The following is a 22614-nucleotide window of genomic DNA, read 5'->3' as shown; positions in this document are numbered from 1 at the left end:
TCGATTCACACTCGGGGGTGAGCTTTACCGTGCCGATTCCCGCTGCTCGCGGATCGCTGCCGGCGTTGGCGCCGGCCGAACACTGGCACCACCAGACCGCACGCGCGCTCAGCGGACCGGCCGCGCACCGGCGCCCGCCGGTGGTCGCGGTGGTCCGGTTCGTCGAGGCGCCGCGCATCGAATCCCGCTTCGGGCACAAGGGCGTGGACCGCGTGCTCGAGGAAGTCGCCTGGATGCTGCGGCCGGAGCTGTCCGAGCAGGAGCACCTGGCCCCGGACGGGCACGGCGGGCTGGTGCTCACCCTGCGCGGCGCGGCCGCCTGGCAGGTCCGCGCCCGGCTGGAGGGCGTGTCCACCCGGCTGGCCCGGCTGCCGGTCCGCCTCGGCGACGACCACCTCGCGGTCACCCCGGTGATCGGCTGGGCCGACGCCGCCGACCGGCCCGCCTGCACCGATCCCGACCAGCTGGTGCGGCGCGCCACCGAAGCGGTCGAGCTGGCCACCGGCCAGGTCGACCTGATCCCGCGCCGGTGGACCCCGGCACCACCCGCCCGGCACGCCAAGCGCTCCTCCGGCGGGCCGTTGCGGACCGTGCTGCAGGCGCTGGCCACCGTGCTGATCGGCGTGGTGGCGCCGTTCGCCGGGCTGATCCTGGCCTACCGCGCCGGGGTCGACCTCGGCACGCCCGCCTACCTGCTGGTGACCGTCTCGCTGGTGGTCACCTCGGTGGTGATCTGGGTGGAGAACCTGCACGCGCTCGACCCGGACCGGCCACCGGACTCCCCCGCCTCGCCGCAGCCCGCCGCGTCCGCGATCATCCCGGCCTACCTGCCGAACGAGGCCGCCACCATCGTCGACACCCTGCACGCGTTCCTGCGCCAGGACTACGACGCCCCGCTGCAGATCATCCTGGCCTACAACACCCCGCAGCCGCTGCCGGTCGAGGACGACCTGCGGGCGCTGGCCGCCGAGGACCCGCGGCTGGTGGTGATGGAGGTGCCGTACTCGACCTCCAAGGCGCAGAACGTCAACGCCGCCCTCGAGGTGGTCACCGGGGAGTTCGTCGGCGTGTTCGACGCCGACCACCACCCGGCGCCCAACGCCTTCGACCGCGCCTGGCGGTGGATCTCGCACGGCGCCGACGTGGTGCAGGGCCACTGCGTGATCCGCAACGGTTCGGCCTCCTGGGTTTCGCGCACGGTCGCGGTGGAGTTCGAGTCGATCTACGCGGTCAGCCACCCCGGCCGCACCAAGCTCCACGGGTTCGGCATCTTCGGTGGCTCCAACGGGTTCTGGCGCACGCAGGTGCTGCACGAGACCCGGATGCACGGCCAGATGCTGACCGAGGACATCGACTCCTCGATGCGCGTGCTGCTGTCGGGCCGGACCGTGCGCAACGATCCGGCGCTGGTGAGCCGGGAACTGGCGCCCGCCACGCTTTCGGCGTTGTGGAAGCAGCGGATCCGCTGGGCGCAGGGCTGGTTCCAGGTGTCGCGGCGGCACCTGCGCAACGCGCTCAGGTCGGACGAACTGACCGCGCGCAACAAGCTCGGCATCACCTTCCTGCTCGGCTGGCGCGAGGTGTTCCCGTGGCTGGCGCTGCAGATGATCCCGGTGATCGGCTACATCGCCTGGCGCGAAGGCGGGATCACCGAAATGGACTGGTTCGTGCCCACGTTCGTGTTGTGCACGCTCTACACCTTCTCCGCCGGGCCGAGCCAGGTGCTGTTCGCGTGGCGGCTGGCCGCCCCCGAAGTGCGCAAGCACCCGCGGTGGTTCCTCGCCTACCTCGTGGTTTCGCTGGTGTTCTACACCGAATTCAAGAACCACGTGGCGCGCGTGGCGCAGCTGAAGGAACTCACCGGGGAGCGCAAGTGGGCGATCACCCCGCGGCAGGTACCGGTGCGGGGTGAGAACGCGTGAAGCAGCGTTACCAGCTCGATGTCTACCGCGCGCTGGCGGCGGTCGCGGTCGCGGTGTTCCACGCCTACCAGTCCAACCGCACCGCGCACTGGCCGCTGGAAGGCACGGTGTGGCACGAGGTCCTGCTCGCCACCGACCTGTTCGTGGCGATGTTCTTCGTGCTCTCCGGTTTCCTGCTCGGCATCCCGGTTGCCCGCGCCGCGCTCGGGCACAGCGAACCCAGACCCGCCAGGGTGTTCCTGGTGAAGCGGATCGCCCGCCTGGTGCCGCTGTACTTCCTGGTGGTGCTGCTGGTCTGGACGCTGACCAATCCCGAGTTCCCCGGGAACTGGCGGGATCTGGTGCTGCACCTGACCTTCACGCACGTCTACAGCGACGACTACATCTTCTGGACCAACGGCCCGGCCTGGTCGCTCGCCGACGAGATGCACTTCTACCTGCTGCTGGCCGTGCTCGGCCCGCTCGCCTACCGGTTGTGCGCGCGATTCGCCGGTGCGCGGACGAAACTGGCCGTGCTGTGCGCCGGTGCCGGCACCCTGGTCGCGATCAGCCTGGGGTACAAGGTCCTGGCGAAGTACGCCTGGGACGTGCCGTCCGACCGGTGGTCGGTCTGGTTCGGCCCACTGGCCAAACTGGACCTGTTCGCCATCGGCCTGCTGATGGCGGTCGCGTCGGCGGCCGGGTTCCGGCTCGCCGCGCGCTGGCAGCGCGCCGGGTTCGCGCTCACCGGCGCGGCACTGGTCTATCTGGCACACACGGCCGGGCTCTCGGAAGCCTTCGCGCACACCGTGGTCGGCCTCGGCTGCGCGCTGGTGATCACCAGCACCACGATGACCACCGCCGCCCCGCCGCGGTTCCTGAGCTGGCGCCCGCTGGTGACCGTCGGTGTCGCCAGCTACAGCGTGTACCTGTGGCACGAACCGGTGTTGCGGGTGCTCGGGTCCAGCGGGCTGCTGCCCGCCCGCGGTACCCCGCTCGCCTTCGTGGTCACCGCGCTCTGCCTGCTGCTGGTGGTGATCCCGCTGGCGATCTTCAGCTACCACGCGATCGAGAAGGTCGGCATGAAGCTGGCCGCGACGATCGACGGCCGGGGCCGGGCGCGGAACTACTACCCGGAACTCGATCGACTGTCCACCTGGGAGCCCACACCGCGTTAGAGAAATCACCGGTCCGTCTCGGCCGGATAGCCAAACCGCCCGATCGGCGTAGGATTCCCCCTCGCACGCGCGCGAACACGGGACACAGGTCGAAAGAGGGCAGATGGCGGACTTCTTCATCGGTGGGCAGTGGGTGGCCTCGCAGGCGGGGAACACCAGGGAGATCCGGTGCCCGGCCAACGGTTCACTGGTCGCCGAGGTCGCCGAAGGCACCCGCGAGGACACCGAGGCGGCCATCGCCGCCGCACGCGACGCCTTCGACAACGGGCCGTGGCCGTCCACGCCGAGCTGGGCACGCGGTGACGTCCTGCTCCGGGTGGCGCAGCTGCTGGAGCGCGACAAGGCGAGCTTCGCCAGGGCGGAATCGCTCGACACCGGCAAGCGGCTGGTGGAGAGCGAGTACGACATGGACGACATCGCCGCCTGCTTCCGCTACTTCGGCAAGCTCGCCGGGCAGGACGCCGGCCGGGTGGTCGACACCGGCAACCCCGACGCGATCAGCCGGATCACCTACGAGCCGGTCGGGGTGTGCGGGCTGATCACGCCGTGGAACTACCCGCTGCTGCAGACCGCCTGGAAGGTGGCCCCGGCGCTGGCCGCGGGCAACACCTTCGTGCTCAAGCCGAGCGAGCTGACCCCGCACACCTCGATCATGCTGATGCGCCTGCTGATGGAGGCCGGCGTGCCGGACGGGGTGGCCAACCTGGTGCTGGGCGCCGGGCCCGAGGCGGGCGCGCCGCTGTCCGAGCACCCGGACGTGGACCTGGTCTCGTTCACCGGCGGGCTGGCCACCGGCCGGATCGTCGCCGCGGCCGCCGCGGCCACGGTCAAGAAGGTGGCGCTGGAACTCGGCGGCAAGAACCCGAACGTGGTCTTCGCCGACGCCGACTTCGACACCGCGGTGGACTTCGCGCTGACCGCGGTGTTCCTGCACTCCGGCCAGGTCTGCTCGGCCGGGGCGCGGCTGATCGTGCAGGAGGAGCTGCACGACCGGCTGGTCGACGAGATCGTGCGCCGCGCCGAGCAGATCCGGATCGGCGGGCCGTTCGACCCGGACGCCGAGACCGGGCCGCTGATCTCCGCCGCGCACCTGGCCAAGGTCGAGGACTACGTGGCCAAGGCGATCGCCGAGGGCGCCGTGCTGCGCACCGGCGGGAAGCGGCCCGAGGGCGAGAAGTTCACCGGTGGCCACTACTACCTGCCGACCGTGCTGGACGGCGTCGCGCAGGGCAGTTACGCGGTCCGCGAGGAGTCGTTCGGGCCGGTGCTGACCGTGGAGACCTTCACCGACGAGGACGACGCGATCCGCATCGCCAACGACACGCACTACGGCCTGGCCGGCGGGGTGTTCACCGCGGACGTGTCCAAGGCGCAGCGCGTGGCGAACCGCCTGCGGCACGGCACCGTCTGGATCAACGACTACCACCCGTACCTGCCGCAGGCCGAGTGGGGTGGGTTCAAGCAGTCCGGGTTCGGCCGCGAACTGGGCCCGACCGGGCTCGCCGAGTACCAGGAAGCCAAGCACGTGTACCAGAACACCCGCCCGGGCCCGCAGCACTGGTTCTCCGGGGAGCAGCGCTAACCGCGGCTACCACGTCTAGCAGAAGGATGGTGGCGATGAGTCAGACCGACGACGGCCTGGCAGGTTTCGGCTACAAGCAGGAGCTGGAGAGAACACTCGGGAACTTCCACACCTTCGCGGCCGGCATCTCCTACATCTCCATCCTCACCGGCACGTTCCAGCTGTTCTACTTCGGCTTCAGCTTCGGCGGCCCGGCCTACTGGTGGTCGTGGCCGCTGGTGTTCGCCGGGCAGCTGATGGTGGCGCTGTCCTTCGCCGAACTGGCCGCGCACTACCCGGTGGCCGGCTCGATCTACAACTGGTCGAAGCGGCTCGGCAGCCAGCACGTGGCGTGGCTGGCCGGGTGGATGATGCTGACCGCGTCGATCGTGACCATCGCTTCGGTGGCGCTGGCGTACCAGATCACGCTGCCGCAGATCCTGGACTTCTTCCAGTTCGTGGAGAACCCCGCGGTGAACGCGGTGATCCTCGGCTCGGCGCTGATCCTGTTCACCACCCTGGTCAACGCCTGGGGGGTGAAGCTGATGGCGATGATCAACAGCGCCGGGGTGTTCATCGAGCTGATCGCCGCGGTGCTGCTGATCGTGCTGCTGGCGGCCAACATCACCCGCGGGCCCGAGGTGGTGATGGAGACGCAGGACACCGGGGCCGGGCACAGCATGGGGTACCTCGGCGCGTTCCTGGTGGCTTCGCTCGCCTCGACCTACGTGATGTACGGCTTCGACACGGCCAGCTCGCTCGGCGAGGAGTCGCACAACCCGCGCCGCAACGCGCCGAAGGCCATCCTGCGCGCGCTGATCGCCTCGTTCGTGATCGGCGGGCTGATCCTGCTGTTCGCGCTGATGTCGGTGAGCGACATCAACAACCCGGAGATCGCCACCGGCGGGCTCCAGTTCATCGTGCTCGACGTGCTGGGCAGCACGGTGGGCAAGATCTTCCTGATCACCGTGGTCATCGCGATCACCGTGTGCAACCTGGCGGTGCAGTCGGCGGCGATCCGGATGATGTTCGCGATGGCGCGCGACAACGCGCTGCCCGCCGGGTCGAAGCTGGCCCGGATCTCGCCGAAGACCAAGACCCCGGTGATCCCGGCGGTGGTGACCGGGGTGCTGGCGCTGGTGATCCTGGTGGTCAACATCAACCAGCCGCAGATCTTCACGGTGATCACCAGCATCGGCATCATCATGATCTACATCGCCTACCTGCTGGTGACCGTGCCGATGCTGGTGAAGCGGTTCCGCGGGCAGTGGCCGCCGCCGGAGACGCCCGGGGTGAAGTACTTCTCGCTGGGCAAGTTCGGGTTGCCGGTGAACATCCTCGGTGTGCTGTGGGGGGCCGGGATCGTGGTGAACCTGGCCTGGCCGCGGCGGGACGTCTACAACGCGACCGAGCCCTACCACTGGTACCTGGAGTGGGGCGCGGTGCTGTTCGTCGGCGGCGTGGCCGTGCTCGGCTTCGCCTACTACTGGTTCCGGCTGCGCCACCGCACCGGCATTCTCGACGACCACCGGGCGGAAGTCCCGGAGACACAGGAGGAAACCGCGTGAGCGAGGAGTTCGACTACGTCATCGTGGGCGGGGGGACCGCCGGTTCGGTGCTGGCGGCGCGCTTGTCGGAGGACTCGTCGGTCACCGTCTGCCTGCTCGAAGCCGGACCGTCCGATGTGGACGACGACGCGATCCTGCGGCTGGACCGGTGGATGGGCCTGCTGGAGTCGGCCTACGACTGGGACTACCTGGTCGAGCCGCAGGAGTCGGGCAACTCGTTCCTGCGCCACGCCAGGGCGAAGGTGCTCGGTGGTTGTTCCTCGCACAACTCGTGCATCGCGTTCTGGGCGCCGGCCGAGGACCTCGACGAGTGGGCCTCGCTCGGCCTGCCCGGCTGGTCGGCGGCGGACATCTTCCCGCTGTACAAGGAACTCGAGACGAATGACGGGCCGGGTGAGCACCACGGCCGGTCCGGTCCGGTGACGCTGCGCTCGGTGCCACCGCACGACCCGGTCGGCGTGGCGCTGCTGGAGGCCTGTGAGCAGACCGGTATCCCGCGCACCGAGTTCAACTCCGGCAAGACGGTGACGCACGGCGCGAACTGGTTCCAGATCAACGCCCGCGAGGACGGCACGCGTTCCTCGGCCTCGGTGTCGTACCTGCACCCGATCATCGGGAAGCGGCCGAACCTGGAGGTCAAGACCGGCCTGCGGGCGAAGAAGCTGGTCTTCGACGGCAAGCGCTGCGTCGGCGTCGAGTACCAGGCGCCGGATCTGTTGCACAGCCTCGAAATTCGCGCCCGTCGCGAGGTGATCGTGAGCGCCGGTGCGATCGACTCGCCGAAGCTGCTGATGCTGTCGGGCATCGGCCCAGCCGAGCACCTGCGCGAGGTGGGGGTCGAGGTGCTGGTGGACTCGCCCGGCGTCGGGGAGAACCTGCAGGACCACCCGGAGGGGCTGGTCCAGTGGGAGGCCAAGCAGCCGATGGTCACCGAATCCACGCAGTGGTGGGAGATCGGCATCTTCACCACCACCGAGCCCGGTCTCGATCGGCCGGACCTGATGTTCCACTACGGTTCGGTGCCGTTCGACCTGAACACCCTGCGGCACGGTTATCCCACCACGGAGAACGGCTTCTGCCTGACGCCGAACGTCACCCGCAGCCGCTCCACCGGCACGGTTCGCCTGCGCACCAGGGACTTCCGCGACCGGCCGAAGGTGGATCCGCGTTACTTCACCGACCCGCACGACATGCGCGTGATGACCTACGGCGTGCGCCTGGCCAGGGAGATCGTCGCGCAACCCGCGATGGCGGCGTACGCGGGCGCCGAACTGGCCCCCGGCGCCGAGGCTCAGACGGATGACGAGATCGCCGACTACCTGCGCAAGACGCACAACACCGTGTACCACCCCTCGTGCACGGTGAAGATGGGCAGCGCGGACGACCGGCTGGCCCCCTTGGACGAACGCCTGCGGGTCCGGGGAGTCGAGGGCCTCCGCGTGTGCGACGGCTCGGTCATGCCGTTCCTGGTCGCGGTGAACCCGTGCATCACCACCATGGCCATCGGCGAACGCTGCGCCGACATGATCGCCGAAGACGCCCGGCCCTGACCCCCCGCTGTGAATGTGGCTTTCACTGCCGATTTCGCTGTGAAAGCCACATTCACAGCACACACGCGATGCGCGAGCCCTCCCCACCACACAAACGTGAGCCGGGAACCAAACCGGGACCACCTGCCCACCCAGCCCTCCCCCATCCCCGGTCCACAGCCCAAAACACGGCGAGGGCGCGTTAGTCAAGGCATCTTTCCCGCCTTGACTAACGCGCCCTCGCCGTAGTCACACTAAAAAACCGGGGTGGCCCACGCCCCCCTCACCTCAACAAAGCAATGCACTCCACGTGATGCGTCATCGGGAACGCGTCAAAAGCCCGCAACCCCGCCAGCTCGTACCCGTGCTCCCCGAACGTAGCCACATCCCGCGCCAGCGCCGCCGGATCGCAAGCCACATAAACCACCCGCTCCGGCGACCCCTCGGCGATCGCGTCCACCACGGCCTTCCCCGCCCCCTTGCGCGGCGGGTCCAGCACGACCACGTCCGGCCGCTCGTCGTCCGGGTCCAGCGAGTCCAGCACGTCCTCCACCCGGCCCGACCGCCAGTGCACCTGCGGCAGGTCCACCAGGTTCGCCGTCCCGTCGACCACCGCCCGGTCACCGGACTCCACCGCCAGCACGTTCCCCCGCTCGCCCACCTGCTCGGCCAGCACCGAGGCGAACAACCCCACGCCCGCGTACAGGTCCCACACACGACCGGTGCGCGGCGCCCGCGCCCATTCCCCGACCACCCTGGCGAAGGTGTCCGCGGCCGCCGGGTGCACCTGCCAGAACCCGTGCGCGTCCAGGCGCCAGTCCCGCCCGGCCGCGTGCTGGACGGCGACCCCGGCACTGTCCACATGCACCTGTCTGTCGCCGTCCGCGGCGACCTCGATCTCGCTGCCGGGGCGCCACGTCCGCGCCAGCACCTCGTCGAGCGCACCGGGCACGGTGATCGGGCAACCGTTGTCCGCCAACGGGATCACCCGGTGGCTGCGATGCGCCCGAAGCCCCGCGCGACCGTCGCGACCGGCCACCAAGCGCACCCGCGTCCGCCAGCCCAGCGGCCCGCCCGGCATCTCCTCGACCTCGACGGACCGCTCCAGCCCGGCCAGCCGCCGCAACTGCTCGGCGATCACCGCGCCCTTCAGTTCCCGTTGCGCCGCGGGGGAAGCGTGCTGCCAGTCGCAGCCACCACACCGGCCGGGACCGGACAGCGGGCACGGCGGTTCGACGCGCTCCGGCGCCGCGGTGAGCACCTCGACCGCGTCCGCCCGGCAGAACGAGCCGCCCTTGTCCTCGGTGATCTCGGCGACCACCCGCTCCCCCGGCAGGCCGTGGCGGACGAACACCACCCGGCCCTCGGCCCGCGCGACGCAGTGCCCGCCGTGCGCCACCGCGCCGATCTCCAGTTCGATCCGGCGACCGCGCCAGCTCTCGCTCATTTGTCGTTCTCCGCGGAAGAAGGCGTGCCCATCAGCCCGCGCCGCACGTCACCGGCGGCCGGGCGCTCCCGGTCCACCCGGTCGACGGCCTTGGCCGAGGACTTCAGCTGCCACGGCACGCTGGTCACCATGATGCCCGGCTGGAACAGCAGCCTGCCCTTGAGCCGCAGCGCGCTCTGGTTGTGCAGCAGCTGCTCCCACCAGTGCCCCACCACGTACTCCGGGATGAACACGGTGACCACGTGCCGCGGGTTGTCGCCCCGGATGCGCTTGACGTAGTCCAGCACCGGCTTGGTGATCTCGCGGTACGGCGACTCGACCACCTTCAGCGGCACCTTGAAGTCCTTCTTGGACCACTCCGAGACCAGTTTCCTGGTGTCGGTGTCGTCCACGTTCACGGTGACCGCCTCGAGCACGTCCGGCCGGGTCGCCTTCGCGTACGCCAGCGCCCGCAGCGTCGGCCGGTGCAGCTGCGAAACCAGCACCACGGCGTGGTTGCGCGAAGGCAGCACGACCGGCTTCTCGTCCTCGCGGCGCAGTTCCTCGGCCACCCGGTCGTAGTGCCGCCGGATCGCGCTCATCACCAGGAAGATGGCCACCATCGCGGCGATCGCGATCCACGCCCCGGCGAGGAACTTGGTGATCAGCACGATGACCAGCACCGAGCCGGTCATCACCAGGCCGAAGGTGTTGATGCCCTGCGACTGGCGCATCCGGCGCCGCTCGGCCGGTTCGGTGGTCCGGCGGAGCAGCCGGTTCCAGTGCCGCAGCATGCCGAACTGGCTGAGCGTGAACGAGACGAACACCCCGACGGTGTACAGCGGGATCAGCCGGGTCACCTCGGCCTCGAAGGCGACCACCAGCACGATGGCGAACCCGGCCAGGAACAGGATGCCGTTGGAGAAGGCGAGCCGGTCGCCGCGGGTGTGCAGCTGGCGCGGCAGGAACCGGTCCTGGGCCAGGATCGAGCCGAGCACCGGGAACCCGTTGAACGCGGTGTTGGCGGCCAGCACCAGGATCAGCCCGGTGACCACGATGACGAAGAAGTAGCCGGCCCCGAAACCGCCGAACACGGTGTGGGCCAGCTGCACGATCAGCGTGTCCTGGGTGTAGCCGGGCGGGGCGTTGAGCAGCTGGTGCGCCGGGTCCTCGGCGAGCACCACGCCGGTCTCGCGGGCCAGCACGATGATGCCCATGAACATGCTCACCGCGATCAGGCCGAGCAGCAGCAGCGTGGTGGCCGCGTTGCGCGACTTGGGCTTGCGGAAGGCGGGCACCCCGTTGCTGATCGCCTCGACCCCGGTCAGCGCGGCGCAGCCCTGGGTGAACGCGCGCAGCACCAGGAAGACCATGGCCAGGCCGGCCAGGTGCTCGTTGTCCTCGGCCAGTTGCAGCCCGGCGCTGTCCGCGCGCAGTTCCTCCCCGGCGACCATGGTGCGGTAGAGCCCGGTGCCGATCATCAGGAAGATGCCGACCATGAACGCGTAGGTGGGCACCGCGAAGGTGCTGCCCGACTCGCGGATGCCGCGCAGGTTGACCGCCGAGAGCAGCAGGATGGCCCCGACGCAGAACAGCACCTTGTGCTCGGCGACGAACGGCACCAGCGCGCCGATGTTGGCCGCCGCCGAGGAGATGGACACGGCCACCGTGAGCACGTAGTCGACCAGCAGCGCGCTGGCCACGGTCAGGCCCGCTCTCGGGCCGATGTTCACCGTGGCGACCTCGTAGTCGCCGCCGCCGCTGGGGTAGGCGTGCACGTTCTGCCGGTAGCTGGCCACCACGGCCAGCATGACCACCACCACGACCAGCCCGATCCACGGCGACATGGTGAACGCGGCCAGCCCGGCGACGCTGAGCGTCAGGAAGATCTCCTGGGGCGCGTAGGCCACGCTGGACAGCGCGTCGGAGGCGAAGACCGGCAGGGCGATGCGCTTGGGCAGCAGGTTGTGGGCCAGGCGATCACTGCGGAACGGCCGGCCGAGTACCAGCCGTTTGGCCGCGGTGGCGAACTTGGACACGGCCGAAGGGTAATGGAGCCTTCACTCGTCCGGCCGAGCGCCGCGCGGTAAGAGGACGCGCGGGCAGGCCGCCGCCCACGCCCCACTCGCGCGTCCTCGAAGGCGCCCTCCCCCCGGCTGGGTGCTGCCGGTAGGTTCTCGGCTGGTGTGTGAGATTAGGGAGGCGCAACGGTGCACGTGGTGATCATGGGGTGCGGCCGGGTCGGCGCATCGCTGGCCGCCGCGCTCGGACGGCTCGGGCACGAGGTCGCGGTGATCGACCGCGACCAGCAGTCGTTCCGCAGGCTGGGCAGCGACTTCCACGGCCAGCAGGTGGTCGGGGTCGGGTTCGACCGCAAGGTGCTGATCGAGGCCGGGATCGAGCGCGCCGGGGCCTTCGCCGCGGTGTCCAGCGGCGACAACTCGAACATCATCTCGGCCAGGGTGGCCAGGGAGAACTTCGGCGTCGAGCACGTGGTGGCGCGGATCTACGACCACAAGCGCGCCGCGGTCTACGAGCGGCTCGGCATCCCGACGGTGGCCACCGTGCCGTGGACCACCGACCGCTTCCTGCGCACCCTGCTGCCCGACGGCGTGGCCTCGGCCTGGCGGGACCCCTCCGGCACGGTCGCCCTGCTGCAGCTGCCGCTGCACGAGGACTGGATCGGCCGCAGCGTGGCCCAGCTCCAGACCGAGACCGGCGCGCGGGTGGCGTTCATCATGCGGTTCGGCACCGGGGTGCTGCCCGATTCCAAGGCCGTGCTGCAGTCCGGGGACGTGGTCTACGTGGCCGCGCACTCGGGCACGGTGAGCGACGTGACGAGCGTGGCCTCGCGCGCCCCGGAGGAGGAGAACTGATGCGGGTCGCCATTGCCGGAGCCGGCGCGGTCGGCCGGTCGATCGCCGCGGAGCTGGTGGACGCCGGGCACCAGGTGATGCTGATCGAGCGCCAGTCCGACCAGTTCATGCCGGAGACCGTGGAGCAGGCCGACTGGGTGCTCGGCGACGCCTGCGAGGTGTCCACCCTGGAGGAGTCGGACATCGAGCTGTGCGACGTGGTGATCGCGGCCACCGGCGACGACAAGGTGAACCTGGTGGTCTCGCTGCTGGCGAAGACCGAGTTCGCCGTGCGCCGGGTGGTGGCCAGGGTGAACAACCCGGCCAACGAGTGGCTGTTCAACGACGCCTGGGGGGTGGACGTGGCGGTGTCCACCCCGCGCATGCTGGCGGCCATGGTCGAGGAGGCGGTCAGCGTCGGCGACCTGGTGCGGCTGATGACCTTCCGGCAGAGCCAGGCGAACCTGGTGGAGATCACCCTGCCGGAGGAGACCCCGCTGGCCGGTCGCCCGGTGGCGGACCTGGCGCTGCCCAGGGACGCGGCGCTGGTGACGATCCTGCGCGGGGAGCGGGTGATCGTGCCGCAGCCGGACGACCCGCTCGAGGCGGGGGACGAACTGCTGTTCGTCTCGCAGTCCGATGTGGAACCGGAGATCCGCGCGGCGCTGGGGTACTGATCGGCTGATATGGCCCAACCTGTCTGGCCTGCGCGCTACCGCATCGACCCGGAAAGCCTGCGCGAGACGATCGAGAACCCGGCCGAACTGACCCTGTGGCTCGACGCGGCGCTGGCGCGGACCCCGCCCGCCGATCCCGAGGACGAGCGCGCCCACCGCACCGCCATCGGCGTCGCCGCCCGCCTGCTGGAACGTCTCGACGAGGCGGAAACCCAGCTGGGGCGCGCGGTCGAGCTGGCCACCCGCCCGCGCGACGCGGTGCTGGCCCGGGTCCGGCTGGCCCACGTGCACCAGTGGCAGGGCCGGTTCACCCTGGCCGAATCGGAGTTCCGGCACTGCCTGCGCGACGCGCACCTGGCCGGTGATCAGGTGCACGTGGTCTACCAGCACGCCGGGAAGTGCGCCTACGACGCCGGGGACTGGGTGCTGGCGCGGGAACGGTTCGCCACCGCGATGCGGCTGCGGCTCTACGGCGGTGACGAGGAGCTGATCGAGTCCACCAGGATGGCGCTGGACGCCGCCGACGCGGCGGTCACCGCGGCCAGGGTGGGCGCCGAACTCGACCGGCTGGTGCCCGCGGTGCACAAGCTCACCGCGACCCGGCTGGCCCCGGCCATCTTCGACCGGCACGGGCTGCCGCCGCACGCGGGCACGCTGGTTGAACTGGGCCTGCTCGGGGTGTCGAAACCGGTGCCGCTGGAGGTGGTGCGCGGGCTGCACCGCTACGTCTCCGGGCTGGACGCGCGGCTGGACGCGCTGGTGGCCGCCGGCTGGCTGCTCAAAACGGCCAAAACGGTCGTGGTCAGCTCGCGCGGGCGGGCGCTGCTGCGCCAGTTGGCGGTCGCGCAGGCGCAGACGGCCCGCACCCTTTGGGGCGAACCGGTTCTAGGGAAGTCACTAGCCGACGAGATCGTGCTCGGCGCCGTCGGCACCTCCGGCGGACCGGTGTTCGACGCCGTGGCGAGGCTCGCCGAGCACAATCCCGATCCCGGGGTGGCCGGGGATCTGTTCCACCGGCTGAACGCGCTGCGTCACCACCGGGCGGACGGGCACGCGGCCGCGTGGCAGGCCGACGGGCACACCGTGCGCTCGGTCCGGCGGCTGGCGGCGGGGTCCCCGGAACGCGTCCGGATCGACGCGCTGACCGACCGGATCGCCGCCCGCGCGTTCCGGCCGTTGTCCCACCAGCGCCGCACCGAGGTGCTCAGCGTGCTGCGCGGCCTGCGCCACGAGCCGCTGGTGTGAAGCGCTCCTACGAGCTCTGGTCCGGCGTCTGCGCGTACTTCTCCCGCAACCGGGCCTCGGCCTGCTCGTCGGTCTCCTCGGGCGGTTCCTGCGCCTCTCGTTCCTTGATGCGCTTGTCCGCGCGCCGGATCGCCCACACCACCACGATCAGCGCCAGGCCCCACAGCGGATAGCCCATGGCGATCTTCGCGAAGGCCAGCCAGCCGGTGTAGTCCTCCTCGTAGAGCCAGCGCTGCACGATGAACCGGGCGCCGAAGACCGCGGCCAGCGCGGCGGTGGCCAGGTCGTAGCCGTAGACCGAGGACTTGTCCTTCTTCCACTTCATCGGCACCCGGTTCATCACGCTCCACAGCACCCCGACCAGGGGGTACCGGAACACGATGGTGAGCGCCACGATGCCGAAGCAGACCAGGCTGAACCAGATGCCGACCAGGAAGAAGCCCTTGGCCGAACCGGTGCGGTAGGCGATGAATCCCGAGATGGCGATGCCGATGAAGCCAGAGATGGCCGGCTTCAGCGGCTCCTTGCGGATCGCGCGGAAGACGACGAAGAAGACGCCGACGCCGACCGCGCTCCAGATCCCGGCCGTCAGCCCGGCGAACGAGTTCACCAGCACGAAGACCATCACCGGGAAGGACGAGTAGAACAGCCCGATCGCGCCGCCCATGTCCTCCCAGACCGTGGGCATCTTGCGGTCCTGCTGCTTACCCTCGCCGTCGGCTTCCTGGGGCTCGGTTCGCGGGTTTTCGCTCACGGTGTGTTACCACTCTGCTCGAGGTGCACGGACACGCACGGCGTCAGGAAGTGGTCTGCAACTCGTAGTACGGGTTGTAGAGCACCTTGCGGCCGTCGCGGTCCGCCATCCTGCCACGTGCCTTCACCGTCCGCCCAGGTTCGATGCCCGGGATGCGCCGTCGGCCGAGCCAGACCAGGGTCACCCCGTCGGTCCCGTCGAACAGTTCGGCCTCCAGGGTGGCCACCTCGTTGGAGGGGCACAGCTCGACGCTTCTGAGCCGCCCGAGCACGGTCACTTCCTCACCCGACCGGCAGTCGCAGGCGCGGCGCGCGCCGGACTTCTCGGATTCCTGGGAGAGGTCGTCGGCGTCGAGCTCCTCGACGTCGGTGGTCAGCTTCCGAACCAACCGGCTGAAGTAGCCGCCGTCTTTGGCGGGCATATGCGGTGCTCCTGTGCTCCGGGGCCCCCGACTTGAACGGCCCGTGCCTTACCAGCGTAGCTTTTCCCGGCCAGGAAAACCGATTTCACCCCAGGATCGCAACGTGACCTGCACGACCGCCCTTCTGTTGCCCGGCACCGGATCCGACGAATTTTTCGTCCGCTCGGCGTTCGCCGGGCCGCTGCGCGCGGCCGGGATCACGCTGGCCGCGCCACCACCGCCGTCCGACGGCACGGCGCTGATCGAGGGGTATCTGGCCGCATTCGAGGCAACCGCGGTGGAATCCGGCGGAAAACTGCTGGTCGGCGGGGTTTCACTGGGCGCGCACCTGGCGGCCGAATGGGCCCTGCGCCACCCTGAACGGTGTTCGGGGCTGTTACTGGCGCTACCCGCGTGGAACGGCGTTCCGGACGGCGCCCCGGCTTCGGTCGCGGCCCGGATTTCGGCGGAAATGGTGGAGCGGGACGGTCTCGACGACGCCCTGCGGACCGCCACCGACGGCGTCGCACCCTGGCTGGCGGCGGAGTTGCGGCGGGCCTGGCCCCGGCACGGCGCCGGTCTGGCGGCCGGCCTGCGGGCCGCGGGCGCCCACCCCGCGCCGACGCTGGAAGCGTTGGCACGGCTGCGGGTTCCGGTGGGGATCGCGGCCTGCACCGACGATCCCGTGCACCCGGTCGCGGTCGCCCACGCCTGGGCGGCGGCGCTGCCCCGGGCGCACGTGTGCGAAACCACGCTGGCCGCGCTGGGCGAGACCCGGGAAGCACTGGGCCGCGCCGCCGTCGAAGCCTGGCAGCGGGCGAGCGCCCTCTAGCCCCTGTCACGAATGTGGCTTTCGAGATATCCAGCGTCCCGAAAGCCACCTTCGTGACGTCGGCCTAGCCGCCCTGCTGCTGGGCGATGTGCTGCTGCACGGCTTCCGGCAGCTCGATGGTCAGCGGCGTCCGCACCGGCATCGGGGCGTCACCGCGGTCGACGATGGTGTGGCGCACGATCTCCCGCAGCACGTCCGGCGCGGCGGCGGCCTGCGACTGCGGCCCGGCGATCACCCCGCGCAGCATCCAGCGCGGCCCGTCCACCCCGATGAACCGCAGCGCCACCTCGCCGACGATCGCCGAGAGCTCCAGGCCCCATTCGCCGCGGCCCGGCTGCACCTTCGCGCCGTCCGCGCGCAGCTGCTCGGTCAGTTCCCCGCAGACCTCGGTCCACAGACCGCCGGACTTCGGTGCCGCGTACCCGCTGACGGTGACCTGCCCCACCGGCGTCACCACGTGCACCGCGCGCACCCCGCCGCTGGCCTGGTCCATCTCGACCTGCACCTGCGCGCCCTCGGGCACCGGCACCCGCACCGACCCCAGGTCGATGCGCGGGATCCCGTCCTCCGGGGCGTCGGCGACGTCGTAGGGCCCGGTCGTCTCCTCGGGCTCGAGGTACGACTCGTCTTCGCCGTCGTCCGGCTCGGGCGCCGCGTGCCGTCCCCTCGGCCGCTCGTCCCCGGCCTCCGCGCGCCGCTTACGTCCGAAAATCCCCACTACTTCTCCGTTTCCTCACCGGCGGGTACGCCGGAGCTCAACACCGCGTGGCCGCCGGTCGACCCGTAACCGCCGCCACCCCGCTCGGTCTCCGGCAGCTCCGCCACCTCGACGAACCGCGCGTGCTCGACGCGCTGCACCACCAGTTGCGCGATCCGGTCCCCGCGCGTCAGCTTCAGCGGCTCCCGCGGGTCGTGGTTGATCAGGCAGACCTTGATCTCCCCGCGGTAGCCGGAGTCGATCGTGCCCGGGGTGTTCACCACGGACAGCCCGGCCCTGGCGGCCAGCCCGGAGCGCGGGTGCACGAACCCGGCGTAGCCCTCGGGGAGCGCGATCGCGATCCCGGTTCCGACCACCACCCGCTCCCCCGGATCGAGCACCACGTCCGAGGTGGTGACGAGATCGGCACCGGCGTCGCCACGACGGGCGTAACCGGGCACGGGAACGCCGGGATCAACCCGGGAGAGGAGTACCTGCACGCTGGACACGGGCCGCGAGACTACCCTGAACCCGTGACCGAGAGCGCGAACGTGGCCGAAGAACGGGCGAGCAAGATCACCGGCGAGGTGCTGCACTCCGAACGCCTCTACGTCCCGTGGTGGCTGTGGCCGCTCCCGCTGGTGGGTGGCGGCCTGCTCGCCGCCGAGATCCACATGGGCTATCCGGGCGTACGGGCCTGGCTGCCGTACCTCGTGGTGCTGCCGCTGGTGGTCGCCCTCCTGCTGAGCATGGGCCGGACGAAGGTCCGGGTGCTCGCCAAGGAGGAAGGACCCGAGCTGTGGGTGGGTGACGCCCATCTCCCCGTCCGGTACGTCGGTGAGGTCGAGGTCATCCCCAAGAGCGACAAGCGCCGGGCGCTGGGCCGGGACGCCGATCCCGCGGCCTTCGTGGTGCACCGCGGCTGGGTCGGCCCGGCACTGCGGATCCAGCTGGACGACCCCGAGGACCCGACGCCGTACTGGCTGTTCAGCACGCGCAAACCGGAAGCGCTGGCGAAGCTGCTGACCGCGCACCGGTCCGCCTGATGTGCGGAACGGGGCGTTACCGGCATCCCACGCCGATAACGCCCCGTTCACCGAAACGCCCCGAGAATCCCCTGGTGGTACAGCCTCACGCGCAGTCGCGGCAGATCATCCGCCCGCCGCTCTCCTCCGCGAGCCTGCTGCGGTGGTGCACCAGGAAGCAGACCGAGCAAGTGAACTCGTCGGCCTGCTTGGGCACCACCTTGACGGTCAGGTCCTCCCCCGAGAGCCCGGAGAGGTCAGCCCCGGGCAGCTCGAAGTTCTCGGCCGTCGCGTCCTCGTCCACGTCGACGACACCGGACTGGTTCTCGTTCCGGCGCGCCTTCAGCTCCTCCAACGAGTCTTCGGCCAGCTCGTCGGCCTCGCTGCGGCGCGGAGCGTCGTAGTCGGTCGCCATTGTCCCTCACCCCTGCGATCAGCTTCGAATGTCAGTGGCCGGACCCCGGGACGTACCCGTGGTCCTCCGTGCCGCTGGTTAACGTTCCAGCGCCCCTGTTTGTGCCCGGCGAATCCCGTGAGCCAGATCTCTTTCTCGCGCACGCTGGGTGGCCGGAGCCCGCAGAGGGTAGCTCATGGCATACCCCGCACCGAAACCCGTCACCCCTGTCCGTGCCGAAGTCACCCGTCAGGAGGAGTCGGGGGTACCCGGGACTAGGCTGCTCCGGTGGCGGCCGGTCACCCGGCGTGTTGCCTCCTTGCCCGGCCCCGGCCGGCGTGGTGCGATTCTTTTCCGTGCTCGTGCGGGCAACCCCGGTGCCGCTTCCGGCGTCCAGAAGACGTAACGCCTAGTCTGAACGGCACAACGGTGGGTGGCGCATCGCGCGAGTTCTGCGCTCTGGGAAGGGGCAGGTCAGTGGCGTCGGGGAACGGGAAGTCACGGCTGTATCGCAAACGGCGGCCGTGGCCCGCGCTGATCGTCATCGGCGTGCTCGGGGTGATCGCGATGGGCGTGTGGATCAACGCCCTGCTCACCAAGGACGACATCAACGACGCGATCCGGTGCGAACCGGCGCCGGTGGCCCCGGAGGGCGTGACCTACACCCCGGTGGCGCACGACGCGCTCGACGACACCGCGCCGATCCCGCCGGGCAAGATCTCGCTGAAGGTGCTCAACGCCGGCGGCACCCGCGGCCAGGGCGCGATCACCACGGCGACGCTGCGCGAACTCGGCTTCACCGAGGCCGCGGACCCGGCGAACGACCCGGCCTACGAGAGCACCGAAGCCAAGTGCCGCGGCCAGATCCGCTACGGCGAGAACGGCCGCGCCGCCGCGCGCACGCTGAGCCTGGTGGACCCGTGCGTGGAACTGGTGGAGGACAACCGGCAGGACGCCAGCGTCGACCTGAGCATCGGCACCAAGTTCGGCGACCCGCGGCCGAACCAGGCCGGGTTGGACATCCTCAAGGAGCTGAGCGACTGGTCCAGCAAGAACCAGGAGTCGGACTCCGGCGGCAACGAGCAGTCCACCGGGCAGACCGCCCCGACGATCGAGAAGGACCGCCTGGCCGCGGCCCGCACCGGCTACTGCTGACCCGCTGAGAACCCGAAGGTGGATTTCGGGGCACTGCTCTCGGCCGGAAGCCACCTTCGTGTCCCTGTGCTCAGATCCGGGCGCTGCCGCCCTCGGCCAGTGCCGCCCGCAGCGCGTCCGCGATCGGTGCCGCGGCCGCGAAGGTGAGGTCCTCCCCCAGGTCCGGCGCGGACCCCGGCAGGTGGACCACCGCCCCGGCCTCGGTCGCCAGCAGCGCACCCGCGGCCCAGTCCCACCGGTTCAGCCCGTGCTCGAAGAAGGCGTCGGTCCACCCGGCCGCCACCGCGCACAGTTCCAGCGAAGCCGCACCACCCCGCCGGATGTCCCGCACGCGCCCCAGCAGCGACGCCACCAGCCCCGCCTGGCGCGTCCGGCGTTCCCGGTCGTAGGCGAAGCCCGTGCCCACCAGCGCCAGCTCCAGGCGCTCCGGCGTGCCCGCCCGCAGCGGCCGCCCGTCCAGGTACGCCCCGCCGCCCCTGGTGGCCGTCCAGCGGCGCCCGCTGACCGGTTCGACCACCGCACCGGCCACCGACACCCCGTCCACCTGCGCGGCCAGCGAGACGGCGAACCAGGGGTAGCCGTAGAGGAAGTTCACCGTGCCGTCGATCGGGTCGACCACCCAGGTGACCCCGCCGTCGGCCAGTTCGCCGCCGTCCTCCTCGCCGAGCACCGGCTCCCCCGGCCGCAGTTCGGCCAGCCTGGCGCGGACGAAACGCTCCGACTCGCGGTCGACCGCGGTCACCACATCGGTTTCACTGGACTTCGTGTCCACCAGCACGGATCCGCCGGCGAGCACCTTCTCCCGAGCGGTCAGCACCCGTTCGGCGGCCTCGGCGGCGACCCGTTCCGCGGTCACCGTCAGTTGCGTCGATATCGACTCCATAGCTCCCACCACATCATGCGAACCGGTGCCGTTACAGTCACCCGAGCGACTTTCTGAATCGAGAAGGAAGGGACCACGCCCATGACGGCGACCCGAGGGTTCGGCATCGACATCGGCGGCAGCGGGATCAAGGGCGCCCTGGTCGACCTGGAGAACGGCAAGCTCATCGGCGACCGGCTCCGGATCGACACGCCGCGCCCCGCCACCCCGGACGCGGTGGCGGACGTGGTGGCCGAGATCGTCGGGGAGTTCGGCTGGGCCGGCCCGGTGGGGATCACCCTGCCCGCGGTGATCAAGAAGGGCGTCGCGATGACCGCGGCGAACATCGACCCGAGCTGGATCGGCACCGACGCCGACGCGCTGTTCGCCAAGCGGCTCGGGCGCGGGGTGGACGAGATCGCCATGCTCAACGACGCGGACGCGGCGGGCATGGCCGAAATCCGCTTCGGTGACCCGGCCGCGCGCAAGGGCGTGACCGCGCTGCTCACCTTCGGCACCGGTATCGGCAGCGCGGTGTTCCTCGACGGCAGGCTGGTGCCCAACACCGAACTGGGCCACCTCGAGGTCGACGGGCACGACGCGGAGAAGAAGGCGGCCGCCTCGGTCAAGGACAACGAGGGCCTGTCCTACCCGGAGTGGTCGAAGCGGGTCGACCGGTACCTCTCCGTGCTGGAGAACCTGATCTGGCCGGATCTGTTCATCGTCGGCGGCGGCGTCAGCAAGAAGTCCGAGAAGTGGGTCCCGCTGCTCGAGATCCGCACCCCGATCGTGGTCGCCTCGCTGCAGAACAACGCCGGGATCGTCGGCGCGGCCGCCGCGGCCGTGGAGGGTATCGAGCACTGATCGGGGCGCCGGCGGCACCCCCCTCGCCATGCCCGGGGATGATCGCTTCGCGACGCTGGGAGGCAACGTCGTTACAATGGAACACGGCCCACGGCCACAGCGGGCAAAACCGCAGGCCGAGGGGTGTTCCCCGAATCTGAGGCAGCTGAGGCCGGAGTGTCTCGGCTCGCCATGATCGACCGCTGCGAAAGGGCGTACGTGGCAGCCGCAAGAACCGCAACCCGAGGCGGGACGAAGACGACCAGCGCCGCCAAGGCCTCGCCGGAAGGCAAGGACGTGGATCCCGAGACCCAGCCCGACGGCACCGCCGGGGAGGCGAAGCCCGCCGCTCGCAAGCCCGGTGCCAAGGCAGGCGCCAAGAAGGCCCCGGCGAAGGGAGCCCGCACCAAGAAGGCCGCGGGCAAGGGCGACGAGGCCAAGGGCGCTGAAGGCGAGGGCGTCGGCGAGGAGATCGACGAAGCCGCGCTGGACGCCGACCTCGCCGATCTCGAGAGCGTCGAGATCGACGTCGTCGACGCCACGGTGAGCGAAGAGGCCGACGAGGACGAGCCCGAGGCGGAGGAGGCCGAGACCCCGGCCGCCGGCACCCGCGGCGAGCGCACGGCGGCCAAGGGCGGCAAGAACGCCAACGACCCCGACTTCGTCTGGGACGAAGAGGAGTCGGAGGTGCTGCGGCAGGCCCGCAAGGACGCCGAGCTCACCGCGTCGGCCGACTCCGTCCGCGCCTACCTCAAGCAGATCGGCAAGGTCGCGCTGCTCAACGCCGAGGAGGAGGTGGAGCTGGCCAAGCGGATCGAGGCCGGGCTCTACGCCGCCGAGCGCGTGCGCACCGCCGAGGAGGAGGGCGAGAAGCTCACCACCCAGATGCGGCGCGACCTGAAGTGGATCGTGCGCGACGGCGAGCGGGCGAAGTACCACCTGCTCGAGGCGAACCTCCGCCTGGTGGTGTCGCTGGCCAAGCGCTACACCGGTCGTGGCATGGCGTTCCTGGACCTGATCCAGGAGGGCAACCTCGGCCTGATCCGCGCGGTGGAGAAGTTCGACTACACCAAGGGCTTCAAGTTCTCCACCTACGCGACCTGGTGGATCCGGCAGGCGATCACCCGCGCGATGGCCGACCAGGCCCGCACCATCCGCATCCCGGTGCACATGGTCGAGGTGATCAACAAGCTCGGCCGCATCCAGCGCGAGCTGCTGCAGGACCTCGGCCGCGAGCCGACTCCGGAAGAGCTGGCCAAGGAGATGGACATCTCCCCGGAGAAGGTGCTGGAGATCCAGCAGTACGCCCGGGAGCCGATCTCGCTCGACCAGACCATCGGCGACGAGGGCGATTCGCAGCTCGGTGACTTCATCGAGGACAGCGAAGCCGTGGTCGCGGTGGACGCGGTGTCGTTCACGCTGCTGCAGGACCAGCTCCAGTCGGTGCTGCAGACCCTGTCCGAACGAGAGGCGGGCGTGGTCCGCCTCCGCTTCGGCCTGACCGACGGCCAGCCGCGCACTTTAGACGAGATCGGGCAGGTGTACGGGGTCACCCGGGAACGCATCCGGCAGATCGAGTCGAAGACCATGTCGAAGCTGCGCCACCCGTCCCGCTCCCAGGTCCTGCGCGACTACCTGGACTGACGGTTTTCGAACCGAAGGGCCGTTGCCTCGCGACTGCGCGGGACAACGGCCCTTCGGTTGTGCGGGCA

At 70.5% G+C, this 22614-nt stretch carries 21 protein-coding genes; 13 read left to right on the top strand and 8 right to left on the bottom strand.

The features are described 5' to 3' along the window. Positions 1-29 precede the first annotated feature (29 nt). From JYK18_RS28015 to JYK18_RS27995, 5 genes are all read left to right on the top strand, one after another. Entirely contained in the window at positions 30-1922 is a 1893-nt protein-coding gene (locus JYK18_RS28015; protein ID WP_206806443.1) for a glycosyltransferase, read from the top strand. Then, entirely contained in the window at positions 1919-3079 is a 1161-nt protein-coding gene (locus JYK18_RS28010) for an acyltransferase (RefSeq protein ID WP_206806442.1), read from the top strand. The genes JYK18_RS28015 and JYK18_RS28010 overlap by 4 nt, the downstream gene beginning before the upstream one ends. Positions 3080-3182: 103 nt before the next feature. Continuing rightward, positions 3183-4661: an aldehyde dehydrogenase family protein gene (locus JYK18_RS28005; RefSeq protein WP_206806441.1), complete on the top strand. Its 1479-nt coding sequence runs from the start codon at positions 3183-3185 to the stop codon at positions 4659-4661. A 35-nt stretch (positions 4662-4696) separates the two neighbouring features. Continuing rightward, entirely contained in the window at positions 4697-6208 is a 1512-nt protein-coding gene (locus JYK18_RS28000) for an APC family permease (RefSeq protein WP_206806440.1), read from the top strand. Next, a complete protein-coding gene (locus tag JYK18_RS27995) occupies positions 6205-7758 on the top strand; it encodes a GMC family oxidoreductase (RefSeq protein WP_206806439.1) in 1554 nt (517 codons plus the stop codon). Before JYK18_RS28000 ends, JYK18_RS27995 begins: the two co-directional genes overlap by 4 nt. A 262-nt stretch (positions 7759-8020) precedes the next feature. On the opposite strand, the gene JYK18_RS27990 is transcribed toward JYK18_RS27995, so the two are convergent. Beyond that, positions 8021-9184, bottom strand: a complete 1164-nt coding sequence (locus tag JYK18_RS27990) for a class I SAM-dependent RNA methyltransferase (protein WP_206806438.1) — start codon at positions 9182-9184, stop codon at positions 8021-8023. Continuing rightward, the gene (locus tag JYK18_RS27985) at positions 9181-11202 is read right to left on the bottom strand and encodes an APC family permease (protein WP_206806437.1); all 2022 of its coding nucleotides are present in this window, start codon (positions 11200-11202) and stop codon (positions 9181-9183) included. Before JYK18_RS27985 ends, JYK18_RS27990 begins: the two co-directional genes overlap by 4 nt. Positions 11203-11373: 171 nt before the next feature. On the opposite strand from JYK18_RS27985, the gene JYK18_RS27980 reads away from it, so the two are divergent. Genes JYK18_RS27980 through JYK18_RS27970 form a run of 3 tightly spaced genes read left to right on the top strand, consistent with a single transcriptional unit; the run spans position 11374 to position 13940 of the window. Next, on the top strand, positions 11374-12039 hold the full coding sequence (locus JYK18_RS27980; RefSeq protein WP_206806436.1) for a TrkA family potassium uptake protein: 666 nt from the start codon (positions 11374-11376) through the stop codon (positions 12037-12039). Continuing rightward, positions 12039-12695, top strand: a complete 657-nt coding sequence (locus tag JYK18_RS27975; RefSeq protein ID WP_113692759.1) for a TrkA family potassium uptake protein — start codon at positions 12039-12041, stop codon at positions 12693-12695. Before JYK18_RS27980 ends, JYK18_RS27975 begins: the two co-directional genes overlap by 1 nt. A gap of 9 nt (positions 12696-12704) precedes the next feature. Then, entirely contained in the window at positions 12705-13940 is a 1236-nt protein-coding gene (locus JYK18_RS27970) for a M48 family metallopeptidase (protein WP_206806435.1), read from the top strand. A gap of 7 nt (positions 13941-13947) precedes the next feature. Here the strand turns inward: JYK18_RS27970 and JYK18_RS27965 are convergent, their stop codons facing one another. Beyond that, positions 13948-14628 carry a DUF3159 domain-containing protein gene (locus JYK18_RS27965; RefSeq protein ID WP_206808166.1) on the bottom strand — a complete coding sequence of 227 codons (681 nt, stop codon included), beginning with the start codon at positions 14626-14628 and terminating at the stop codon, positions 13948-13950. 109 nt (positions 14629-14737) lie between these two features. After that, the gene (locus JYK18_RS27960) at positions 14738-15115 is read right to left on the bottom strand and encodes an OB-fold nucleic acid binding domain-containing protein (RefSeq protein ID WP_206806434.1); all 378 of its coding nucleotides are present in this window, start codon (positions 15113-15115) and stop codon (positions 14738-14740) included. Positions 15116-15218: 103 nt separating this feature from the next. Here JYK18_RS27960 and JYK18_RS27955 point away from each other — a divergent pair, with 103 nt between their 5' ends. Next, positions 15219-15926, top strand: coding sequence for an alpha/beta fold hydrolase (locus JYK18_RS27955; protein ID WP_206806433.1), 708 nt, complete (start codon positions 15219-15221; stop codon positions 15924-15926). A gap of 64 nt (positions 15927-15990) precedes the next feature. Here JYK18_RS27955 and JYK18_RS27950 read toward each other — a convergent pair whose 3' ends face one another. Next, complete coding sequence (locus JYK18_RS27950) at positions 15991-16644, bottom strand: DUF3710 domain-containing protein (protein ID WP_206806432.1); 654 nt, start codon at positions 16642-16644, stop codon at positions 15991-15993. Further along, positions 16644-17132 (bottom strand): dUTP diphosphatase, encoded by a 489-nt coding sequence (gene dut, locus JYK18_RS27945; RefSeq protein ID WP_206806431.1) that lies wholly within the window; start codon positions 17130-17132, stop codon positions 16644-16646. Before dut ends, JYK18_RS27950 begins: the two co-directional genes overlap by 1 nt. 24 nt (positions 17133-17156) lie before the next feature. On the opposite strand from dut, the gene JYK18_RS27940 reads away from it, so the two are divergent. Beyond that, positions 17157-17669, top strand: a complete 513-nt coding sequence (locus JYK18_RS27940) for a DUF3093 domain-containing protein (protein WP_307796094.1) — start codon at positions 17157-17159, stop codon at positions 17667-17669. A gap of 85 nt (positions 17670-17754) precedes the next feature. Here JYK18_RS27940 and JYK18_RS27935 read toward each other — a convergent pair whose 3' ends face one another. Further along, positions 17755-18063, bottom strand: coding sequence for a DUF4193 domain-containing protein (locus JYK18_RS27935; protein ID WP_113692766.1), 309 nt, complete (start codon positions 18061-18063; stop codon positions 17755-17757). A gap of 456 nt (positions 18064-18519) precedes the next feature. Here JYK18_RS27935 and cei point away from each other — a divergent pair, with 456 nt between their 5' ends. Beyond that, positions 18520-19197: an envelope integrity protein Cei gene (gene cei, locus JYK18_RS27930; RefSeq protein WP_206806430.1), complete on the top strand. Its 678-nt coding sequence runs from the start codon at positions 18520-18522 to the stop codon at positions 19195-19197. A 70-nt stretch (positions 19198-19267) separates the two neighbouring features. Here cei and JYK18_RS27925 read toward each other — a convergent pair whose 3' ends face one another. Next, on the bottom strand, positions 19268-20080 hold the full coding sequence (locus JYK18_RS27925) for an inositol monophosphatase family protein (protein WP_206806429.1): 813 nt from the start codon (positions 20078-20080) through the stop codon (positions 19268-19270). Between the two features lie 81 nt (positions 20081-20161). Here JYK18_RS27925 and ppgK point away from each other — a divergent pair, with 81 nt between their 5' ends. Beyond that, positions 20162-20923, top strand: a complete 762-nt coding sequence (ppgK, locus tag JYK18_RS27920; RefSeq protein WP_206806428.1) for a polyphosphate--glucose phosphotransferase — start codon at positions 20162-20164, stop codon at positions 20921-20923. Between the two features lie 198 nt (positions 20924-21121). Next, positions 21122-22546, top strand: coding sequence for an RNA polymerase sigma factor (locus JYK18_RS27915; protein ID WP_307796093.1), 1425 nt, complete (start codon positions 21122-21124; stop codon positions 22544-22546). Positions 22547-22614: the final 68 nt, after the last annotated feature.

Origin of the sequence: Amycolatopsis sp. 195334CR (genome assembly GCF_017309385.1) — a bacterium.
Classification (GTDB): Bacteria; Actinomycetota; Actinomycetes; order Mycobacteriales; family Pseudonocardiaceae; genus Amycolatopsis.
Note: the sequence above shows the minus strand (reverse complement) of the source record. Positions and strands in the feature narration are given on the sequence as shown.

What these genes read in the sequence shown, in the direction of transcription:
- JYK18_RS28005 (WP_206806441.1), top strand. Translation starts at nt 3,183, where the DNA reads ATGGCGGACTTCTTCATCGGTGGGCAGTGGGTGGCCTCGCAGGCGGGG.
- JYK18_RS28000 (WP_206806440.1), top strand. Translation starts at nt 4,697, where the DNA reads ATGAGTCAGACCGACGACGGCCTGGCAGGTTTCGGCTACAAGCAGGAG.
- JYK18_RS27990 (WP_206806438.1), bottom strand. Translation starts at nt 9,184, where the DNA reads ATGAGCGAGAGCTGGCGCGGTCGCCGGATCGAACTGGAGATCGGCGCG.
- JYK18_RS27975 (WP_113692759.1), top strand. Translation starts at nt 12,039, where the DNA reads ATGCGGGTCGCCATTGCCGGAGCCGGCGCGGTCGGCCGGTCGATCGCC.
- JYK18_RS27970 (WP_206806435.1), top strand. Translation starts at nt 12,705, where the DNA reads ATGGCCCAACCTGTCTGGCCTGCGCGCTACCGCATCGACCCGGAAAGC.
- JYK18_RS27965 (WP_206808166.1), bottom strand. Translation starts at nt 14,628, where the DNA reads ATGCCCACGGTCTGGGAGGACATGGGCGGCGCGATCGGGCTGTTCTAC.
- JYK18_RS27960 (WP_206806434.1), bottom strand. Translation starts at nt 15,115, where the DNA reads ATGCCCGCCAAAGACGGCGGCTACTTCAGCCGGTTGGTTCGGAAGCTG.
- JYK18_RS27935 (WP_113692766.1), bottom strand. Translation starts at nt 18,063, where the DNA reads ATGGCGACCGACTACGACGCTCCGCGCCGCAGCGAGGCCGACGAGCTG.
- JYK18_RS27925 (WP_206806429.1), bottom strand. Translation starts at nt 20,080, where the DNA reads ATGGAGTCGATATCGACGCAACTGACGGTGACCGCGGAACGGGTCGCC.
- ppgK (WP_206806428.1), top strand. Translation starts at nt 20,162, where the DNA reads ATGACGGCGACCCGAGGGTTCGGCATCGACATCGGCGGCAGCGGGATC.